This is a genomic window from Shewanella sp. Shew256 (genome assembly GCF_002196695.1).
Classification (GTDB): domain Bacteria; phylum Pseudomonadota; class Gammaproteobacteria; order Enterobacterales; family Shewanellaceae; genus Shewanella; species Shewanella mangrovisoli.
The window spans coordinates 106,599-126,924 of sequence record NZ_NAJR01000004.1 but is presented as its reverse complement, the minus strand read 5'-3'; the positions used below and the strand labels follow the sequence as shown (position 1 = coordinate 126,924).

Sequence of the window (20,326 nt, the reverse complement as noted above, 5' to 3'; positions counted from 1 at the left end):
TGACATATTAAAATGTCTTTATTGCCCTAAGTGATGCAAGCAGCACATTTTTAGCAAGAGTATACCAGTAAATTTACGCTTGCTGGTCTATCCAATGTGCCACAGTGTAGTGACACATTGATGATAGGTGCGCAGTTACAATACCTTCGCTAAAAACCGAGTTAAATGCTCAGTGACGAAGTCAGCTTGCTCTAGGCTGGAAATATGCCCAGCGTTAGGAATATGCACTAATTGACTACCGTCGATGGCATCGCTCATCAGATAACTTTCGAGCACGCTGCGGGCCTTGTCCTCAACGCCGACCATGACTAAACAGGGCAGAGTAAATTGCTCGGCAAATTCCATGGTATCGCGGCGGCCAAAAATAATCCGCCCAAGCTTAACTATGCTGGGGATAGTCTCTGGCGTTTGCGCGGCCAAGTAGGCTTCAAAACGCTGCACTAATTCGGGGTTATGTTCTTTAGCATTATCGGCGAAAAACAGCGGTGAAATGGCGCTGATAAGTGGTGCAGGAATACTGCCGGCGGCTTGGATCATGTCTAACATGCCAAAATATTTGGCGCGGGTGATCTCGGGTTCAAACCCAATAAAACTGTCGAGCATCACCAGTGCATTGACGCGCGCCGGCGCTTTAAGCACCAACTCTGCGCCCCACATGGCGCCTACGGATAAACCGATAATCGCAAATTGTTCGATATCAAGGGTATCCATCAGGGTCAGCATATGCTCGCTGATGTCTAACAGGCTGTTGCAGCTGTCTGGAACGGCGCCCGATTGGCCGTGTCCCCAAAGATCCGGCACGATGCAGCGATACTGTTGACTTAAACTGGCAATTTGCGGCGCCCACATGGCGCTATCCCAGAGGTAACTGTGGCCAAATAATAGCGCTGGGCCTGAACCTATATCGAGGTAACTGAGTTGGCTACCGGCGATGTTGAGTTGTTTTCTGTATGAAGAAAAATCCATAAAACCTACTTTTTAAAGATAAGCGCCGAGTGTAAGGCGCCATCAAGTTGTTGAATAGCTAACCCTTAAGGCTTTGCAATTCGATGTACATATTCCGCCACAAGCATAGGTAAGCGGGCGAGCACCGCTTCTTTAAGCAGCATATCGCTGTGCTGGATAACCTGCGCTAAGGCCTGCACCTCAAATTGGGGTAACAGGGTTTGAGACACGGGGAAATAGCTGATATGCCAAGGCTCGGCGCTGACGGCGCTTTTACCGCGCTGAAAAGGAAAATAAAACCCAAAATCTTTGCCGTGCTGGAGAAGCCACTGGTGCAAGTGGGCGCAGGGGCCGCCGTCAATGTATTCGGCTTCCACTAACCGCAGGGATTTCACCTCGATTTGCTTGGCATCAAACACATCGATATCCGTACCCCAGTGATGACGTGACGCGCCGGGTAGTGCCGACCAGAGCAAAATCAAATCGACTAATTCATCATCGTTCAGTGAACTGATATCCACTGGCTGCTCGTTGATATCCAGCACTGCACGCTTACCGCTGGCCTTAGCGTTCCAAATGGCGAGTTGCCGGTCAAAAGGCCGATAGGCCGAGCAAATCGCCAGCTTAATCCCATCTTTGGCAGCGCTGTCCACCATCGCCTTAAAGGCGAGGGCGGTTTGGGCTTCCAGCATAAAGCGTGTTTCATTTGGGTGATGGGGACTGAGCAGTTCGACTAATTGCAGTCTCTGCGCTGACTCTTGGGTTACAGCAGCGGATAAGTCGGTATTTAAGCTTGTGTCGAAACCGCTAGCTACAGCATTTTCTACCCCACTCTCTATTCCGCTCTCTATTCCATAGAGCTGGGCAGTGTTCCTCAAGCGTGGCGTCGTGTTTAACACAGTAACTGTTCCAAAATCACTTCGTAGCACAGGGCTAACTGCTCGAGATCGTCGATTTTCACGCACTCGTTCACTTTATGGATAGTGGCGTTCACTGGACCGAGCTCCAACACTTTGGCGCCCGTTGGCGCAATAAAGCGTCCATCCGAGGTGCCGCCCGTGGTTTGCGGATCGGTATCATAGCCAGTGACCTGACGGATCGCATGGCGAGTCGCGTCTAACAGTGGGCCTTCGCCGGTTAAAAAGGGTAGGCCGTTGAAGGTCCAGCTGAGGTCATAATCCAGTTCGTGGGCAGTTAATAAGGCTTCCACACGCTCGATTAATATCTCGGCGGTCACTTCGGTCGAATAACGGAAGTTAAACATCACCTCTAGGGTGCCTGGGATCACGTTCGATGCGCCCGTGCCGCCGTTAATATTGGCAATTTGCATGCTGGTGGGCGGGAAGAATTCGTTGCCATTATCCCAATGGGTTTGGCTTAACTCGGCTAAAAACGGCGCGGCTTTGTGAATTGGGTTATCCGCAAGGTGCGGATAGGCCACATGGCCCTGAATGCCCTTAACGGTCAAGTTGGCGGTCAGGCTGCCACGGCGACCATTTTTGACCACATCACCGAGTTTTAGGGTCGATGAGGGCTCGCCCACCAGCGCCCAAGTGATTTTTTCATTGCGGGCTTCTAGGGTGTCGATTACCCGTGTTGTGCCATTGATAAAGGGGCCTTCTTCATCGCTGGTGATCAAAAACGCAATTGAGCCGGGATGATTGGGGTGTTTAGCCACAAAACGTTCGGTCGCAACGATCATCGCCGCCAACGAGCCTTTCATATCGGCGGCGCCGCGGCCATAAAGATAACCGTCGATAATGGTGGGCTCAAAAGGCGGGGTATGCCAGCGGCTTAAATCGCCCGCGGGGACCACATCGGTATGGCCGGCAAAACAAAATACGGGGCCTTCATTACCGCGACGCGCCCACATATTGGTGGTGTCTTCAAAGACCATGGGCTCAATATTAAAGCCAATGGCGGCAAGACGTTCGGCCATCAGGGTTTGGCAGCCTTCATCCAGCGGGGTGACCGAAGGACGGGCGATCAACTCTTTAGTGAGTTCGGTTACTGGGCCAGCTTTCGAAGCGTGCGTCATAGGGAAAACACCTTCTTATATTCGGCTTCGTTAAAGCCCACCAGCACTTGTTCACCCACGGTGAGCACAGGGCGCTTGATCAGCGTCGGGTGAGTGAGCATCAGTTGAATGGCTTTGGCTTGGTCGATATTGGCCTTATCGGCATCACTCAAGGCGCGAAAACTGGTACTGCGTTTGTTAAAGACGGTTTCCCATCCTGCAATTTGACACCAATGCTGAAGATCCTTTTCTGCTAATCCATCTTCCCTAAAGTCATGGAAGTTGACCGAAAGTTGATGGGCTTCAATCCATTTACGTGCTTTACGCACTGTATCGCAATTTTTAATACCAAAAAGGGTCAAGATGATGCTCCTATCGCGGGGCGCCGTTGGCACGCATTGATTTTGCTCGCATTGTGGCATTGTGTGCTGGATGCCACAAGGGGGATATAAGCTTGTGTGGGCGGTAACTATTCAGAATGCGACTAGGAATAGCAGGGCGAACTGAGAGGAAAAGCTTAAGCGTCAGTTAAGTATTGGCTTCTAGTCTAAGTTTTGAGCCTGAGTACTGAACCTGAGTATTGAGCTTAAATCGACAAGGGGATCGCGATGAATATCAGTGCAAGCAGCCCAATGTTAGCGCATAGCTATACCGCCAACCGTTCGTCTTCACCCACAGCGTTACCCGCTCAGCCAACGCCAGCCAAAGTGGAAGAGCAGAGTGAGTCTGCCAAGGAGCGCGCCCGTGAGGCGAGTCAAGGCGAATCGATTGATACCTATGCCTAACTGAGTGTGAAGCCTATAGATAAAAGCCGAGCAACAGCTCGGCTTTGTGTTTTAGGAAGTAATGCTAATCAAAACATGAGGTTGATTAGAAGTTCATCTCTACCGCTAAATAATATTCACGCCCAACAACGTTGTAGTAAGAACGTGGATAATGCGGCCAAGAGTTTTGGGTTTCGTCAATTTCAGGGCCCGCATCGAAGATATTATTAATACCGCCGGAGAACTTAATCGCACCGGTTAACATATAGCTGGCGGCCCAGTTCACTTCGACATGGCTGTCGATAGTGACGGCGTACTTGTCCGCTAAACCGTTGTTAATAAATGCCTCTTTACGCTGGCCATTCATGCTGTCGGTATACTTGATCAGCAGATTAGTGGCGAAGTCATCGTAGTTCCAACCCAGATTTAAGTTCCCCCGGATTTGCGGAGCAGAGCCGTCACCATCGATCAGATCTAAAGGCTCAGAGTCTGGGGTTAATTGCTCTTCCCATTTCAGCAAATAGGTGCCCTCTAACCGTGCGGATAAATCGCCGTAGCCTGAAGTTTCATAGCGATAGCCCACCGAGAAGTCGATACCTGAGGTTTCTTGGGATGACATGTTGATGGCTTGGGTATTCACTTGAATTAACTTGCCGCTGGCATCGCGGAAAATCTTATCGGCGAAGGCGTCTGAGTGATCCAAGATATACTGGGCGCTTGGGCTGTTCACTAGGTTATCGATTTCAACAATCCAGTAGTCCAAGGTGAGGTTGAGATCGTTATAATCCCACACCATGCCGAGATTATAGTTTTTACCGGTTTCCGCTTCCAGCTCTGGGTTGGCACCGATGGTAATTGGCAGTGAGTCAATCTTCTCACAGGCGGGGCCCGTGCCACCCGCGGCTTCACAGGTTGGGGTATCGATCACTGTGCTATAGGCGGCCGTTGGCTCACCAAATAAGCGCTGCATATCCGGCGCACGGAAGGTTTCCGCATAGAGACCGCGTAACAATAGATTATCAATCGGGCGATACTCGACCGCGACTTGTGGGCTGAACTGACCGCCGACATCGGATAAATCGTCATAGTAGTCGTAACGGCCCGCAAGGGTGACAGTGAGGTTTTCGATCACAGGCACGGCGACTTCGGCATAACCAGCATATTGCTCACGCTCACCTTGGGCGCTGCTGCCACCTTTACCAATCACGCCACCATTGCTGGTAAAGCTATCGGACTTATCGTAGAACCATTCTTTACCGTATTCCACGCCCACGGCATAAGCCACTGTGCCAGCTGGTAATTCAAAGGCATCGCCACTGATCCCCGCGTTGAAGCTCGATAGGGTGGATTGCCCCTTCTTGCCACCTTGGAAATCCAGCAATGCTGCATCTTCTGCCGAGATAACATCTAGTAGCGAATTGCCGTTAGTGCCCGCGGTGAGGTAGTTCCACATGCTCTGGTAGGTTGGCGAGCCTGCGGTGGTGGATTCCACCGTTTGGCGTGCAATCGACCATGAGGTGTCGTACTCGATTGAATCTGTGAGGTAACCTTTGCTGCCTAATAAGAAGGAGAAATTGTTAGTCTCAAAATCAGAGGTGCGCGGACCTAACTCAGACATACGGCGAGTGTAGTAATAGTCCCCATCGGCGGCGCCGGCAAAATCTCCGCCGAAGGCGGTATTTTTATCGAAAACTTGGGATAACCCATTAAGTTCATCGACTATAGTGACGTTATTGCCCGATACGTTGAACATAAAATCTTCGCCGACCGTTGCCGATTCAATCTCAGTGTAGGTCGAGGCATGGGTGTAATCGAGGCGCGAATACAGCTGATGATTGTCGTTTAAGTCTTTGGTGAGGTTGATCATCGTTGAATAACGTTTTTGCTCAGGCGAGAAGTCACGCTGTGCGGAGCGATCGAACCCACACTTACCATTGGCCATCATCACATAGCCGCGCGCATCACATTCTGCGGCGCTTAAGGTCTTGAGTAATTTACCATTGCTATCCACAAGGTTGGCGCCATAGGAGCTGTAACTGGAATAGTAGTTACCCGGAACAATATCGGTTCCCCATTCAGGACGATCCGAGGCTTTTAACGCTTGGCGGTCTTCATACTCGGCGAAGAAGGTCAGGTTCGCTTTATCACTGCTGACACCCGTCATAAAGGAGAACTGGTTATTTTGCAGACCACCATCGAAGGTATCGGAGTGACGGTATTTGAAGGTGCTTTGCTCAACGTCTTTTTTCAAGATGATGTTAATAACACCACCCATCGCATCTGAGCCGTAAATTGCCGAAGCGCCCGTGGTTAAAATCTCGATACGTTCAATGGCTCCTAGCGGAATGTTGGCTGTATCGACAAAGCTGTCAGTACCACCTGCACCAAACGGATATTTAGGCACACGTTTGCCATTGATTAATGTCAGTACGCGGCCAGCGCCCACACCACGCAGGTTGACGGCCGATGCCGCTGGGGTAAAGCCGTGCACTTCCTGCTGGGTCATCGATCCACCAGAGTTTTGCGACAGGTTACCTAGCACGTCTTGCACTGAGTTAAAGCCGCCTTTTTCGATATCTGCTGCGCTCACCACCACGATAGGGGAGGCATTTTCAAGATCGGTACGTTTAATACGTGAACCCGTGACTTCGATACGCTCCACTTTATCATCGACAATAGCCGCTTCATCGGCGGCAAATACCAACGGCGATAAGGATGTTGATACTAAAGCGAGTAAACTAAAACGAACCGCGCGTGCCACGGTTGTTTGCGTAGTCATATTTTCATTCCCTTTGTTATGCCTTGATGATCAGGAAGGTTTTCATCATGGCTTATATTTATTTGCAACTGCCCTCCATAGCCGGAAAATTATCATTAACAACTTTAATATCAACCGCTTAATTGTTACTCGATGGATGCAGTATTGTTGCATTTGTAATCTTCGAAAGGCTAATTAAGTGTGCTGAAAAATAAAGAATGGCGGTATGGCGTGCGAAAATAACTAGATGTATCTCAATGTAACTAAACATTGTCTTTACAATGTCAATTCTGTTATTAAAGAGTCGAGGGTAAGTAGTTTTAAATAATGTGATCTGCGTCAGGTGAGTGTTGAAGTTGCAAATTAAATAAGCGTTAGTAAGTGCTTAAAAATAAACCTTAAATAAGTCTTAAAAACATAATTTAACATTTTATTTTTGTCAGAATGGTCAAAGTTCTATATTTCAAAACTCTCAGTTTTAAAATAGTCGAATTTATCGAGGGATTTGAAACATCCTGTCACCAATAAAGATAGGTTGTATTTAGTGGTGTTGGTATTGTGTCTAAACTAGTCGTTTTATTCTTAACCTGCTTAAATATTATTCGGTCAATTTACCGCTTCTAAAAAGCTGTTTTATTGCTCACGCCTTATCCTGATCTAGCGAGATGCAAAAGGTCGATAAATCAATTTGCTATCCTGTATAGTGAGCAGCATTGCGGCGATAAGATTCGAGGCTAGCGGATCGTCACAAGAGCGCTACGCTGATGGCGGGTAAAAAGAACGAGGTGAATGTGAGAATTAATGATCTTAGACTGTTTTTGTTGGTCGTTGAGTTAGGCAGTTTTGCTGCTGCGGCCAGTTCGATTGGGATCCCGCGGGCTTCGGTCAGTCGCCGTATCGGTGAGTTAGAGGCGGATCTGGGGACTAAACTGTTTACCCGCACGACACGCCAATTGTCGCTGACACCCACAGGTGAAAACTACCACCAGCAGTTGATGGAGATTATTCCAAGGCTCGAATCCCTCAATGAGTCGGTTAAAAATCAACGTAATATGCCAACGGGATCGGTCAAGCTAGGTTTAGTTGGCGATGCCGATGTTGTGACCCATCATTTATTGCAGGACTTTTTAAAAAATTACCCTCTTATTACCTTAGAAACCCATGTAAGTAATCTTGGGTATCACGATATTTTAAATTATGGTTTGGATGCCTGTATTCATATCGGGAATATCAAAGATAATTCTTTTGTCGCTCGACCGTTAATGCGCGTGTGTCGCAAATTATATGCAAGCCCTGATTATATTGCGGCCCATGGCATGCCAACATCGCTGGATGATCTTAGTCAACATGCATTAATGATCTATCGTTTACAAAATGGTGAATTAGAAGATCGTTGGAAATTTAATTTAGGTGAATATCGAGTAAAAAGTCGACTGGTTTCTAACAGTAGCCAATATATTCGTCATGCCATTTTAAGTGGTGCGGGGATCAGTTTATTATCCGAATTAAGTGTGGTTGAACACTTGCAATTGGGTAATTTGGTTGAAGTTTTACCCGAATATGAGGTTTACGTTGATGATGCCTGGTTAGTCTATCCTAGCCGCAAAGGCATGACCCATGCGGCTCGGCTGCTGATCGATAGCTTAATTCATGAGGCGAGTAAGACACCGGATGTCACATTGTCACAAAATTCGTGACATTGATGTACCTTTTTTGATTATTGTCCAATAAATTCACCTCCTTTACTCTGTGCCGCCTTAGTCCTAGTTACAGGAAATTGTGGTGAACAGAGTAAAACCAATCAAAATCGGAACGGGTTTGTGTTGTGCGGGCATTGCATTAGTGCTCGCAGGCTGTGGCAGCAGTGAAGACCAAACCCTCACAACCTCAAAACGTCCGTTAGTACAAGTGATGGAACTGCCTGCACCTGTCACGGATAAAGGTTACAAGTTTAGCGGCGTGTTGGAGTCGGAGAATCGTGCGGATTTGTCCTTCCGAGTCCAAGGCGTACTCGCTGAACTGTTGGCCGAAGAAGGAGTAGAGGTTACCAAGGGACAAGTGATTGCAAGGCTCGATCCCCATGATTTTCAAGTCAGTGTTCTGGAGCTGACGGCTAAGTTGGATGAGGCGAAAACCGCCCATCAATTGGCAAAAATCGAACTACAAAGGGTTAAAAGTGCGATTAATGATCGTGCGATTGCCAGCGTGAAGTTAGACCGTGCCGTGGCCGCCGAAGCGCGCGCGAAAGCGGGCGTCGAATTAGTCAGCCAGTCGCTGAAAAAAGCCCAGGACGCCCTGCGTTACACTGAGCTGACCGCGCCCTATGACGGCGTGGTGGGTAAAACCTTTGTCGAACAACATGAGCAAGTTAATGTTGGCACAACAATCCTGACCATTCATCGCCCCGAACGACTCAATGCGGTAGTGGATGTTCCCGAGAGCCAGATCTGGAACCTAAAACTTGGCACCGAAGGCCAAGTGACTTGGTTTAAGGGCACGGAAGCCGTACCCGCAGTGGTTGCCAAAATCGCGTCAGTACCCGATCGCCTAAAGCGCACCTATGAGGTGACCTTTAACCTAGCGCATGTTCCAAAACAGTTAGTCGCGGGCAAGGCGGTGAGTGTGGACGTCGCTCTGCCTTATGCCAGTGATAAACCTATCTATTGTATTCCTGCCATGGCGGTTACGAGCCGCGAGAGCCAACTTTATGTCAATCGCGTCATTGCCGAGCATGTGAGTGCGACTCCCGTGGAATCAGTGAGTCAGACCGACGATTCTTTATGCGTGACAGGCGGCTTAACCTATGGTGAGTCAATCGTGATTGCAGGCGGCGCTTTTGTCGAAGAAGGCCAAGCCGTCACCATTTTGCATGGGGCGTCGGTTAAATCATGAGTCTTTCAACCTTTGCGCTAAGGCAAAAAACCTTCGTTATTTTCTTCACTGTGCTGTCGATCATCGCGGGGATTTATTCCTACTTCGACTTAGGCAAGCTGGAAGATCCGTCTTTTACCGTAAAAAGTGCGGTGATTGTGACCCTCTATCCCGGCGCGAATGCCAAGGAAGTCGAGCAGTTGGTTACCGATAAAATTGAAACTAAGCTCGAGGAGATGGAATCCCTGTGGAAGTTACGTTCACTCTCCCGTCCGGGGAGTTCGATGATCTTTGTCGATCTGAAGGAAAAAGTGAACTCGGAGGCCTTGCCACAACAGTGGGATTTGATGCGCCGTAAAGTGGAAGACGTCAAATTAGAGCTGCCCGTACAGGCGCAGATCAGCATAGTTCAAGACGAATTCTCTGAAGTCTACGGTATGTTGTTCGCTGTCTATGGCGACAACATGGAAATGGCGGAGCTAAAGGACCATGCGCGGGAATTGCAGCGCCGCATTAAAGCCGTCGATGGGGTGAAAAAAGTTCAGCTGCACGGCATTAACGAGCAGGAGGTGAATATCCGCATCTCCGAGGAGCGTTTGGCGGAAGCTAACCTCACCATGCTGCAATTGATTGAGCAGTTGCATAGCCAGAATATGCCGATTGTGGCGGGGGATTTTGATCTCGGTATCGAAAACCTACGCGTGGAGCAGGGCGATACCTTTAAAAGTATTGAGGATATTCGCAATCTCAGCATTCAGACTGGTTTAAATGGACTGCAATCGGCGGTGATCCGCTTAGGGGATATTGCCGATGTGACTATGGCGTATCAAGATCCTGCCTCAACACTCAGCCGCTATAACGGCCAACAGGCGATTACGTTGGCCGTGAGCCCAGTGAATGGCATAAACGTGGTCAGCATCGGCGATACCTTAAAGGCGGTGCTGGCTGATTATCAAGCCAAGTTACCAGATGGTGCGGGCATTGGGGTGATTGCCTATCAACCGGAAGAAGTTCAAAAGTCGGTTAACAACTTTATCGTTAACTTAATTGAGAGTGTGGTGATTGTGGTTGTCGTGCTGCTGATTTTTATGGGATGGCGCAGCGCCGCGATTGTGGGGGTGAGTCTGCTGCTCACTATTTTGTTCACCTTGATTTATATGAATCTAACCAGCGTAGATTTGCAGCGGGTGTCCCTCGGCTCCTTTGTATTAGCGCTAGGGATGCTGGTGGATAATGCCATTGTGATCGTTGATCTGTTCCAAGCCAAGATCAAGCAGGGCATTGAGCGTACTCAGGCGGTTATCGATAGCATTAAAGAAATGGCCATGCCGCTCCTCGGTGCGACTGTGATTGCCGCTATGGGCACGGCGCCCGTGCTGTTATCACAAACCGACTCGGCAGAGTTTTCACTCTCGATTGTGCAGGTGTTGTGTAGCTCGCTGCTGCTCTCATGGATTATTGCCATGGTCGTCACACCGCTGATGTGTTGGTACTTCTTAGGAAAAACCAGCGAAGTTGATACTGAAAATGCGAAACCGCCTTCTCGCTACACGCTGATGTATCAGCAAGCGGTGGAGTGGGTTGTAGAAAACCCGAAGAAGACCATTCTCTTTACCGTGCCTTTACTGCTGGGCACCTTACTGGTCGCACCGTTATTGAAAGTGAATTTTATGCCGTCGTCCGATCGCGCCATCGTGTTCCTCGATTATTGGCTGTCCAATGGCGGGCGTATCGAGCAGACCTCGACGGATATGCGTAAGGTCGAGCATTGGTTGCTGGCGCAACCTGAGGTGGCAAGCATCTCCAGTTATGTGGGTGAGAGCGCACCGCGGTTCTCGGTCACGGTTGAGCCTGAACCTTTAGATGCGAGTTATGGCCAGATCCTCGTCAATATGCGCAGTTTCGATGATATCGACACCTTAGTGCAGCGTGGCGATGCTTGGTTAGCCAAGGAGTTTCCCTATGCAGAGCCAAGATTTAGGGAGTTAAAGCTGGCGACTAAGGATAAATATTCGATTGAAGCGCGTTTTATCGGGCCGGATCCCGAGGTGCTGCATAGCTTAGCCAATCAGGCTAAGGACATCATGCGCCAACATCCGAACTTAAAATACGTTCGCGATGACTGGCGACAAGAGAGCAAAGTCATGACGCCACAGGTGGATATGCATGCCGCCCGTTTAGCCGGCGTGACGCGCACCGATATTGCCAATGCCATCAATCGTGTCACCGAAGGCACCCATGTTGGCACTATGCGACACGGTGACGATTTGATCCCGATTAAATTGCGTAGCGCCGATGCCTCTTTGGAACATTTTGAAAATATTCCCGTGCGTTCATTACTCGGCACACACAGTGTACCTATGGGGCAAGTGGTTGAGAGTATTGAGATAAAAGGTGAAGAAAGCATGGTATGGCGTCGCAATCGCTTACCTGCGATCACCGCTCAAGCGGGCGTGAGTGGCGATACCGCATCGAACGTGCGCCAAAACATTGCGGCAGATATCGAGGCGATTGCGCTGCCCGAAGGCTATCGGATGGAATGGGGCGGTGAATACTACGATGAGCAGCGCTCGATTGACGACTTGATGCAGCAAAACCCTAAGGCAACCCTGTTGATGGTGATTATTTTGGTGGCGATGTTCAACGCCTTCCGTCAACCGCTGATCATTATGATTACTCTGCCATTAGCAGCTATAGGCATTGTCTTGAGTTTACTGTTATTGGACAAACCCTTCGGCTTTATGGCGATCGTCGGCATGATCTGTCTGTCGGGAATGATCATCAAAAATGGCATTGTGCTAATGGATCAGATTGAACTCGAACGCCGCAATGGCCGCAGAATTGCCGAGGCGATTAAGGCGGCGACGCTCAACCGCACTATGGCGATTTCGATGGCGGCCCTGACGACGGCGCTGGGGATGATCCCCTTGTTGACCGACAGACTGTTTGACCAAATGGCCGCGACCATTATTGGCGGTTTGACCGCAGCGTCTGTGCTGTCCTTGTTTGTGATGCCTGCCTTGTATCGACTCTTTTATCGTCGAGAAGAGCGTGAGGAAGATGCATTACTCGATGCTCAAACGGACAACACACCATCGGTTGTTAGCAGTGCCAAAGGGGCCTAAACATGAATAAACATCTATTAATGGCCTTTACGGCAATAAGCTTGCTTGGCGGATGCAGTATGTCTCCTGATTACACACCGCCAAAGGTGAAAGTCAGCGAGCTGTATTTAAATGCGGCGACGGAGGGCGTGAGCCAAGAGGCCTTGGCTTACCAAGCTTGGTGGCGTCAGTTTAACGACCCTCAGCTCAATGCGCTGGTGACAAAGGCGCAGCAGCAGAATATTAGTCTGCAGATCGCCAGTGAGCGCGTGCGCGCCGCACGGGCCTATCAGGCGGCGGTGTCATCGTTAAAAGTACCCACCATTTCGGTGGGCGCGGGCTACCTCGATATGCGCATCAGTGAAAACGATCCGCTGATGGGCAGTGCGGTAGGAGGTATCGATCTGCCCGCAGGTTTGGGTGGCGGCAACCTTAAGTTGATGAATCGTGACCCCAACAGTACAACCGTGGGCGCGACCATTGCTTGGGAAGCGGATTTGTTTGGCCGAATCGCGAGTTTAACTCAGGCTGCAGAAATCCGCGCCGAGCAGGCGCAATTGTACCGCGCTAATCTGACCACCCTAATGACGGCGGAGGTTATCGATAACTATCTGCAATACCGTGGTACGCAGGAGCGGATGGCGATCGCAAGGCAAAACATTGCCGAACAAGCCGAAGTCTTGGCCTTGGTGGAATCCTTGGAGCGCAATGGTTATGGCTCGCCGCTGGATGTCGCTAATGCCAAGGCGGCGCTTGCCGCCAGCGAGGCCATGTTACCCATGTTAAGTTCGGCCGAGCAGGCGCATTTGCATCGATTGGCGATTTTGCTCGGGGAAAACCTCAATGAGACGTCAGGGCGCCTTAGCACCGCGGTATTACCCGCAATGACGGAGTTAATCCCAACGGGCGTACCTTCAGAGTTACTGACACGCCGTTTAGATATTGCCATTGCCGAGCGTGAAATGGCCGCCAAAAACCAAGAGCTTGGCGCGGCGATTGCGGCTAAGTATCCGAGCTTTTTCTTAACGGGGGCACCGGGATTATCGGCCGATCATATTGACGATCTCTTCTCATCGGATTCCCTTACCTGGGCTCTAGGTGCGGGTGTGAGCTGGAATGTTTTCGATGGTGGTCGTACCCAAGCCATGGTGGAGATACAGGAAGCGGGTTTTAAAACTGCGGCGCTTAGCTACCAGCAGGCGGTGAATAACGCCATCAATGAAGTCGAAACCGTACTTAAGCATTATGGCAATAATCAGCAATATCATCGCTTTATTGCAAAAGCTGAAGCGCAATCTGAGGTTGCAGTACAAAAAGCGACTTCGCTGTATCGCGCCGGTTTAGAAAATCACTTGAGCGTATTAACTGCGCAGAATGTCAAAAACAATATGCAGGATGCGGAAGTGTTAGCCCGCCTACAAACGGCATCGAGTGTGGTGTCGCTTTATAAGGCATTGGGCGGCGACTGGACTCTGGCAAACACTGCGGATTAACGATTGTATGAGGTGCTCTTGTCGTTAGGTGGTACTACAGCGGCAGGGGCGCCTGATTTCATGACGATTATTCGTTGCTAATAATCCTCTTTAATCGTGACCAGAGTGAGGAGTTGCCGTGTCACAGAACATTTATTCCCGCCATGATGGCGTGTTACAGGCCTGTGAGGAGTGTGGTTTAGTCACGCCTTACACCGAGCCTCAGCCTGGCTATCGTGCCCATTGCCCAAGATGTCAGCATGGATTGCAGTCCGTGTTGGCCACTCCCTTTCAGCCGATTTGGGCCTATGGGGCCGCGACCTTAATCATGCTAGGGCTGAGTCTGGGGTTCCCTTTCTTATCCTTTAGCGTGCAGGGCTTATCCCAAAAGGCGAGTCTGTGGTCGGCGCTGATCAGTATGCACTATGCCAGTAACAGTCTGTTGGCCTTGGTCATCTTACTGTGTGTGGTGATCTTGCCACTGATTTATATCAGTTTTTCAATGCTGATTTATCGACAGGCCTATTTAGTCCAGCAAGGGAGAACGATTGAACTGAGCTGGCTTAAACGCGCTAGCAAGTGGGTATTTCGTTTTGAGTCTTGGTTAATGGCGGATGTGTTCCTTGTGGGGATCTTAGTCGCCATGGTGAAAATTTTGTCGCTGGCAGAAGTCGGCTTTGGACCGTCTTTCTGGGCGTTTTGCATTTATACCTTGCTGCTAGTGAAGTTTGTCAGCCTAGTCGACAGTTCATGGGTATGGGATAAATTAACCCCAAGAGTCACAACGCCGTACGTGAGGGTAGGTGAGTCGCACCTGCAACAGAATCATGGCGTTTGCCCTATTTGTGGTCAGTTAAATGCCATCAATGCGGCTGAATGCAGCCGCTGCGATGGCGCTGTGCACAAGTACTTACCCGCACACAGTATGCAAGCCGCGTGGGCATTTTTGCTGGCGGCAACGGTGTTTTATATTCCGGCAAACTTCTATCCGATTATGTACACCACCAGTGTCGGCCAAACCGAGGCGTCAACCATTATCAGTGGTGTCGTGCTGTTATGGCATTTGGGTTCTTACCCTGTGGCCTCAATTATCTTCTTTGCCAGCATAGTGATCCCCACGGCCAAAATCGCTTCTCTAGCGTATTTGTTCCGCCAAGCGGGTAAAGCTCACTCATCAGACCAATCCATTATAAATCAACAGTTATACCGCGTGACTGAATTTATTGGTCGTTGGTCGATGATTGATATTTTTGTGGTGGCCTTACTCACGGCACTGGTCCAGCTCGATGAACTAATGGCGATTAAACCCGGCCCAGCGGCACTGTCCTTTGCCATGGTGGTGATCTTAACCATGCTGTCAGCAATCACCTTTGATTCTCGCGTGCTGTGGCGACAATCCAGCACCACCAACTGCGAAAAATGACCCATTTAATATGAGTAGTAACATGATAAATAATGAAAATATCCGAGCGAAAGAGTCTAAGGTTAGACAGCTTTCGCCCGTGTGGTTGATCCCTATCATCGCAGCCCTGATTGGCTGCTGGATGTTGTATAGCTATTTCAACCAATTAGGGACCGAAATCCAGCTGCATTTAAAAACCGCCGAGGGCATAGAAGTCGGTAAAACCTTTTTAAAATCCCGCAATGTGAATGTTGGGGTGATAGAAAGCATTAAATTGAGCGATGACTACAGCGCCATAGTGGCGACGGCGCGGATCTCAAACGATGCCAAACGCATGTTAAAGCAAGATGCACGTTTTTGGGTGGTAAAACCACGGATTGGTATGGAAGGCGTCTCGGGATTAGATACCTTGCTCTCAGGCGCTTATATCGAACTAGAGCCAGGGAAATCTTCGACGCCCCAGTATGAATTTACTGTGCTGGACAATCCGCCAGTGGCATCGGCCGACGAGGAGGGGATGCGGATCACCCTGACTAGCCCGCAGGCCGGTAAGTTAAGTGTGGGCGATCCTGTGCTGTATGAAGGTTTTAGAGTCGGTCGAGTGGAAACCTTAGGCTTTAACACCGAGCGATGCGAAGCCTTTTACCAACTGTTTATCAATAAACCCTACGATGAACTCGTTCGGGACAACAGCCAGTTTTGGTTGACCTCTGGCATTAACATGCAACTCTCGGCCAAAGGGGTAAATCTGCAGGTGGGGTCGCTCGAAACCTTGCTCTCTGGTGGTGTGAGTTTCCGTTTGCCCGAAGGGCGCCTCGCGGGGGCAAAAATCACAGAGGATGGTCATGATTTTAGGTTGTATGACTCGCAGGAGCTTGCGAGCCAAAGCGTGTACGACAAGTACTTAGAATTCGTGATGTTATTCGATGAGTCTATTCGTGGATTACACGACGGTGCGACGGTGGAGTTCCGTGGCATCACCATAGGCGAAGTGGTGAAATCACCGCTCACTTTGCAGCAACTCGATCCGCATTTTGGTCGCTTTAGCCATGGCACGATTCCCGTATTGGTCAAAATAGAACTAGCACGTGTGTTTGAGCATGCCGAACAGGTCGGCTTGGACAATTTACGCGCTGAAATCGAGCGAGAGTTGCACTCGGGTCTGCGGGCGAGCCTGAAAACCGGCAATTTACTCACGGGTGCCTTGTTTATCGATCTGGATTTATACGCCGATGCTAAGCCCTATCAAACCGCCGATTTTATGGGCTATCCGGTATTCCCGACGCAGCGTGCGGGTGTGGCTGAGATCCAAAAGCAAGTTGGGCAGCTTATCAGCAAGCTTAATAACTTACCGCTGGAAAAAACCTTCTCTGAGGTCAATACCACGCTACAAAATACCGCCAGTGCATTGGCGCAGTGGGATAAGGTGGGCGCGAGCTTAGACCAAGTGTTACAGCAGCAAGAAATGATGTCACTGCCCGCAGAAATACAGCAAACCTTGAAAGCCGTAAGCTTGACGGCGAAGGGATATGGGCCAGAGTCGAGCGTTTATGCCGAACTTCAGACCAGTCTGCAGCAACTGCAAACCTTGATGAAAGAATTAGCGCCCTTGTCGCGTCAGCTGAATCAAAAGCCTAACGCACTTATTTTAGGGGCAGAACTGCCCGCGGATCCCATCCCAGTTAAAGGTAACTAATATGCGTATTTTACTGTTATTGATTGCATTTTTAATGGCGGGCTGTAGCAGTCAGCCCGCACCTCAAACCTATTTTATCGCCCTGCAACATACGGCAGTTTCAGGTACAACGGATACCCATCGTGACGTTATCCGTTCTGGCGAGCCGTGCGCATTAAGGGTTAATCGGGTGAACTTGGCTGACTATCTCAATACCCATGGTTTGATCTATCAAACTTCAGCACAGGAGTTGGTCGTAGCAAGGCAGCATTTATGGGCAGGTTCTCTGGCCGAGCAAATCCAATTGAGGTTAAACAATTTGCTAAGCCAGTCATGCAGCTTGCCTACTAGTTGGGCCTTAGCAACCGATAGCCCTGCTAAATCCGTCCAACTCGACCTAATAGTGACAGAATTTTATGGCAGCTATACAGGTGAGGCTGTTGTGGGCGGGCAGTGGCGCCTGATGGATAATACGCAGCTAGTGCTACGAGAGCAGGCGTTCCAATATCGTGTCTCTTTGCCTGAAGAAGGTTATCCGGCTCTCGTCAGCAGCCTAGATAAAGGCTTAATACAGCTTGCTGAAGATATACGCACAATGGCGTCGCCGCATACTACTCAGTCACAGCCTGTTGAGTTAGCGTCAGCTCAATAGGCAGCAATATTGCGCTGGCAGTGATAAGGCGAAATCACTGCTAAAGGGGACATTAAGCTAAGCTTTTGCCTAAGCTCAGGCATATGGGCTTTGGTCTGCGAGCTTTGGCATAACTGGCCAAAGTATAAATTGCTTAATGTCGCCTTTATCTTAACGTTTGTCGCAGGGAAAACCGATTAATGTTTCTGTGAGATAGTGCTAGCTTATCCATCCCAGTAAGTGCCACCAGAGGTAGTCGAGCGGCATCAGCACCAATAAGGTGATCAGCGCTAAGGGTAAAGTGACTTTCAGCAGATGGGCGAGGGACTCCTGAGACAATTGCATCGCCAAAATCAGCGGCGGCGCTTGATAGGGGAAAATTACCGTCGAAAAGCCGATCACTTGGGTCATCAATACCGCAGGGAGATAAAACCCTGTCGCATTCGCTAAGTCGGCAGCCATTGGGGTTAATACCGTGGGCACGCCAGGCACGGTTGCCACTAATCCGGTTAAGGTCGATATCAGTGATAAGGACATAAAGTTGAGGAAGGAGGCGCCTTGTGACAAGGGAAGGTATTGACTGAATACTTGGCCGAGTTCGCTGCCAAGCCCCGATTGATTGACTAAGACGCCGAGTCCGAGTGCGGCGGCAACAAAGATAACCGTTGAAAAATCAACCGATTGATTAAAACGCTTTGGCTCAATAATGCCCCATTTCGGTAGCAAAAGGATGATGGCGGTCGTTAGCCCCACCCATGCTGGATTGATCCCATGCCATGAGTCTGTTATCCAAAATAACAGGGTGATGATGAGTAACACCCCTAGTTTAACTTGCTTGACCACATCATACGTTTCGATATCCGTCGCTGCTGCCATCTGGGTTTTATCTATCTTGGCCGGAAACAAATACACCACGAGTGCCACTATGATGGCCGATTTGAGCAGACCTAAAATCGGAAAGTGCAGAAACAGATATTCTGCATAGCCAAAATGCACGTTAAACAGATTTTCGCTCGCACCAGCCAAAATCATGTTGGGAATATTGGCGGGCAGTACCGCAAGGCTTGGCATATTACAGGCGAGTGCTAGGGCGGTGGCTATGCCTATTCTACCATTGCTGCCGCGGCTAAACCCGAGTTGCTCGGCCAAGGCCATGCCGATGGGCAGCATCACAACCGCGCGCCCTACGGAGGATGGCATCACAAATCCCAGTAACATCGCGCTGATGACCAATCCTGCAATCATGCGCGGATAACTCATGGTTAACGCGGGGGCGATAAGGGCGGCGAGGCGGCGACTCAATCCCGATTCTGAAATGGCACTGCCAATCACAAAGCCGGAGATAATTAACCACACCGCCGCCGAACCGAATCCCGAGAACAACGCACTGGGATCGATCAGCTTGAAAATGGTGGCCAAGGCAAAAAAGATCAGCCCCGCCATAAAGGGCGGAATAAAACCCGTGCTCCAAAATAGCAGGGTAATGAGTACGACCGATGCGCTGTAGGAAAAAAGGGCCGGGTGCTGCTTGAGTGGAAACATGGCCAACAAAACGGCGACGAGCATGGCGCTAAACATCAACCATTTTTTAATACTTAACTTACCCATAGGGGATCACCTTAATATTGCGGGCATTGATATTGCGACCTAAGATAGCCCAGTTGATATGGCGTTTTAAGGTGGTAATGTGTCAGATGTTATTTCTAAAGCGACAATGTTGGCGCCCAGCCAATTTGCGTTCACGTTAGACGCAAATCGTCCCGTATTGAGTAATGCGCGCAATCTCGAGGCCGAAATGGGCGTCGAACCCCATTCTCACCCACGGGGGCAGTTACTTTGGGCGGCAAAAGGAATTTTACGGGTACAGAGCGACAATGCGGTTTGGGTGGTGCCATCGACCCATGCCGTGTGGCTCCCCAGTGGTTGTCGGCATCAAATTAACTGTGAAACCCATGCCCATCTTCGCAACTTGTATATCGATCCCAGTTATCGCGTAAGAGTGCAGGACACGCAGGTGGTGATGGTTACTATGACGCCGCTAATGCGCGAAATGGTGCTGAAGCTATGTCAAAACACCTCGATGGAACCCGCAAAGTATTTCCGCTTGGGCTTAAGTGCCATTGACGAGCTAGATACACTCGACAGTGTGAATACCTATTTGAATGCGGGCTCGGATCCGCGTCTTGGCCGAGTGATCCAACTGTTGATCAAAAAACCGCAGGCGGAGTATACCTTGGCCGAATTAGCTCAAGGCGCGGGGGCGAGTATCAGAACCATAGAACGACTCTTTAAAGCCGAAACCGGACAGACCTATAGACAATGGCGCCAAAGGTATCGATTACTCAACTCCCTTGAGCGGTTAACCCAAGGGGAGAGCACGACGGGCGTGGCCCATAGTCTGGGGTATTTGAGTGTCAGTAGCTTTAGCGCAGCATTTAAAGTCTTATTTGGTTGCACGCCTCAGGAATACGCCCAAAAAAGCGTGCAAGCCACGCGGTAGTATTACCATGTCTAAATCAAATTGTTACAAAGAAATCTGCATTGGATAGCTGCAAAGATAGTTCTTTAAGATAGTTCCTTAAGATTGCTCTTAAGGTTAGATCGTAGAGATAGCTCTTAGAAGTAGATCTTAGAGATCGACCTTAGAAATAGCCCCTTAAGAGCGTTCTTAAACAGAGTCCTTTAGT

At 49.6% G+C, this 20,326-nt stretch carries 15 protein-coding genes; 9 read left to right on the top strand and 6 right to left on the bottom strand.

The window, feature by feature from the left end; translation table 11 throughout:
- Positions 1-135 precede the first annotated feature (135 nt).
- From B5P39_RS08685 to B5P39_RS08670, 4 genes are all read right to left on the bottom strand, one after another.
- Positions 136-966: an alpha/beta fold hydrolase gene (locus B5P39_RS08685; RefSeq protein ID WP_088211217.1), complete on the bottom strand. Its 831-nt coding sequence runs from the start codon at positions 964-966 to the stop codon at positions 136-138.
- Positions 967-1,031: 65 nt separating this feature from the next.
- Complete coding sequence (locus tag B5P39_RS08680) at positions 1,032-1,844, bottom strand: M15 family metallopeptidase (protein WP_088211216.1); 813 nt, start codon at positions 1,842-1,844, stop codon at positions 1,032-1,034.
- Positions 1,838-2,983 carry a succinyl-diaminopimelate desuccinylase gene (gene dapE, locus B5P39_RS08675; protein ID WP_088211215.1) on the bottom strand — a complete coding sequence of 382 codons (1,146 nt, stop codon included), beginning with the start codon at positions 2,981-2,983 and terminating at the stop codon, positions 1,838-1,840. Before dapE ends, B5P39_RS08680 begins: the two co-directional genes overlap by 7 nt.
- Complete coding sequence (locus B5P39_RS08670) at positions 2,980-3,384, bottom strand: ArsC family reductase (RefSeq protein WP_140418330.1); 405 nt, start codon at positions 3,382-3,384, stop codon at positions 2,980-2,982. Before B5P39_RS08670 ends, dapE begins: the two co-directional genes overlap by 4 nt.
- Positions 3,385-3,570: 186 nt before the next feature.
- Here B5P39_RS08670 and B5P39_RS24665 point away from each other — a divergent pair, with 186 nt between their 5' ends.
- On the top strand, positions 3,571-3,747 hold the full coding sequence (locus B5P39_RS24665) for a hypothetical protein (RefSeq protein WP_166485349.1): 177 nt from the start codon (positions 3,571-3,573) through the stop codon (positions 3,745-3,747).
- Positions 3,748-3,832: 85 nt separating this feature from the next.
- Here the strand turns inward: B5P39_RS24665 and B5P39_RS08665 are convergent, their stop codons facing one another.
- Entirely contained in the window at positions 3,833-6,505 is a 2,673-nt protein-coding gene (locus B5P39_RS08665; protein WP_088211213.1) for a TonB-dependent receptor plug domain-containing protein, read from the bottom strand.
- A gap of 770 nt (positions 6,506-7,275) precedes the next feature.
- On the opposite strand from B5P39_RS08665, the gene B5P39_RS08660 reads away from it, so the two are divergent.
- From B5P39_RS08660 to B5P39_RS08630, 7 genes are all read left to right on the top strand, one after another.
- Complete coding sequence (locus B5P39_RS08660; protein ID WP_088211445.1) at positions 7,276-8,181, top strand: LysR family transcriptional regulator; 906 nt, start codon at positions 7,276-7,278, stop codon at positions 8,179-8,181.
- 85 nt (positions 8,182-8,266) lie between these two features.
- Positions 8,267-9,376, top strand: coding sequence for an efflux RND transporter periplasmic adaptor subunit (locus tag B5P39_RS08655; protein WP_254915738.1), 1,110 nt, complete (start codon positions 8,267-8,269; stop codon positions 9,374-9,376).
- A complete protein-coding gene (locus B5P39_RS08650; RefSeq protein WP_088211211.1) occupies positions 9,373-12,480 on the top strand; it encodes an efflux RND transporter permease subunit in 3,108 nt (1,035 codons plus the stop codon). Before B5P39_RS08655 ends, B5P39_RS08650 begins: the two co-directional genes overlap by 4 nt.
- Before the next feature lie 2 nt (positions 12,481-12,482).
- On the top strand, positions 12,483-13,952 hold the full coding sequence (locus tag B5P39_RS08645) for an efflux transporter outer membrane subunit (RefSeq protein WP_088211210.1): 1,470 nt from the start codon (positions 12,483-12,485) through the stop codon (positions 13,950-13,952).
- A gap of 118 nt (positions 13,953-14,070) precedes the next feature.
- Positions 14,071-15,354, top strand: a complete 1,284-nt coding sequence (locus B5P39_RS08640; RefSeq protein WP_088211209.1) for a paraquat-inducible protein A — start codon at positions 14,071-14,073, stop codon at positions 15,352-15,354.
- Between the two features lie 22 nt (positions 15,355-15,376).
- Positions 15,377-17,029 carry an intermembrane transport protein PqiB gene (pqiB, locus tag B5P39_RS08635; RefSeq protein WP_254915737.1) on the top strand — a complete coding sequence of 551 codons (1,653 nt, stop codon included), beginning with the start codon at positions 15,377-15,379 and terminating at the stop codon, positions 17,027-17,029.
- Between the two features lies 1 nt (position 17,030).
- The gene (locus B5P39_RS08630; protein WP_088211207.1) at positions 17,031-17,660 is read left to right on the top strand and encodes a PqiC family protein; all 630 of its coding nucleotides are present in this window, start codon (positions 17,031-17,033) and stop codon (positions 17,658-17,660) included.
- A 198-nt stretch (positions 17,661-17,858) separates the two neighbouring features.
- On the opposite strand, the gene B5P39_RS08625 is transcribed toward B5P39_RS08630, so the two are convergent.
- Positions 17,859-19,247 carry an SLC13 family permease gene (locus B5P39_RS08625; protein ID WP_088211206.1) on the bottom strand — a complete coding sequence of 463 codons (1,389 nt, stop codon included), beginning with the start codon at positions 19,245-19,247 and terminating at the stop codon, positions 17,859-17,861.
- A gap of 79 nt (positions 19,248-19,326) precedes the next feature.
- Here B5P39_RS08625 and B5P39_RS08620 point away from each other — a divergent pair, with 79 nt between their 5' ends.
- Complete coding sequence (locus B5P39_RS08620) at positions 19,327-20,139, top strand: AraC family transcriptional regulator (protein WP_088211205.1); 813 nt, start codon at positions 19,327-19,329, stop codon at positions 20,137-20,139.
- The last annotated feature ends 187 nt before the right edge of the window (positions 20,140-20,326 follow it).

Coding starts and splice junctions, on each gene's coding strand:
- B5P39_RS08685 (WP_088211217.1), bottom strand. CDS start 966: ATGGATTTTTCTTCATACAGAAAACAACTCAACATCGCCGGTAGCCAA.
- dapE (WP_088211215.1), bottom strand. CDS start 2,983: ATGACGCACGCTTCGAAAGCTGGCCCAGTAACCGAACTCACTAAAGAG.
- B5P39_RS08670 (WP_140418330.1), bottom strand. CDS start 3,384: ATGCCACAATGCGAGCAAAATCAATGCGTGCCAACGGCGCCCCGCGAT.
- B5P39_RS24665 (WP_166485349.1), top strand. CDS start 3,571: ATGAATATCAGTGCAAGCAGCCCAATGTTAGCGCATAGCTATACCGCC.
- B5P39_RS08665 (WP_088211213.1), bottom strand. CDS start 6,505: ATGACTACGCAAACAACCGTGGCACGCGCGGTTCGTTTTAGTTTACTC.
- B5P39_RS08650 (WP_088211211.1), top strand. CDS start 9,373: ATGAGTCTTTCAACCTTTGCGCTAAGGCAAAAAACCTTCGTTATTTTC.
- B5P39_RS08645 (WP_088211210.1), top strand. CDS start 12,483: ATGAATAAACATCTATTAATGGCCTTTACGGCAATAAGCTTGCTTGGC.
- pqiB (WP_254915737.1), top strand. CDS start 15,377: ATGATAAATAATGAAAATATCCGAGCGAAAGAGTCTAAGGTTAGACAG.
- B5P39_RS08630 (WP_088211207.1), top strand. CDS start 17,031: ATGCGTATTTTACTGTTATTGATTGCATTTTTAATGGCGGGCTGTAGC.
- B5P39_RS08625 (WP_088211206.1), bottom strand. CDS start 19,247: ATGGGTAAGTTAAGTATTAAAAAATGGTTGATGTTTAGCGCCATGCTC.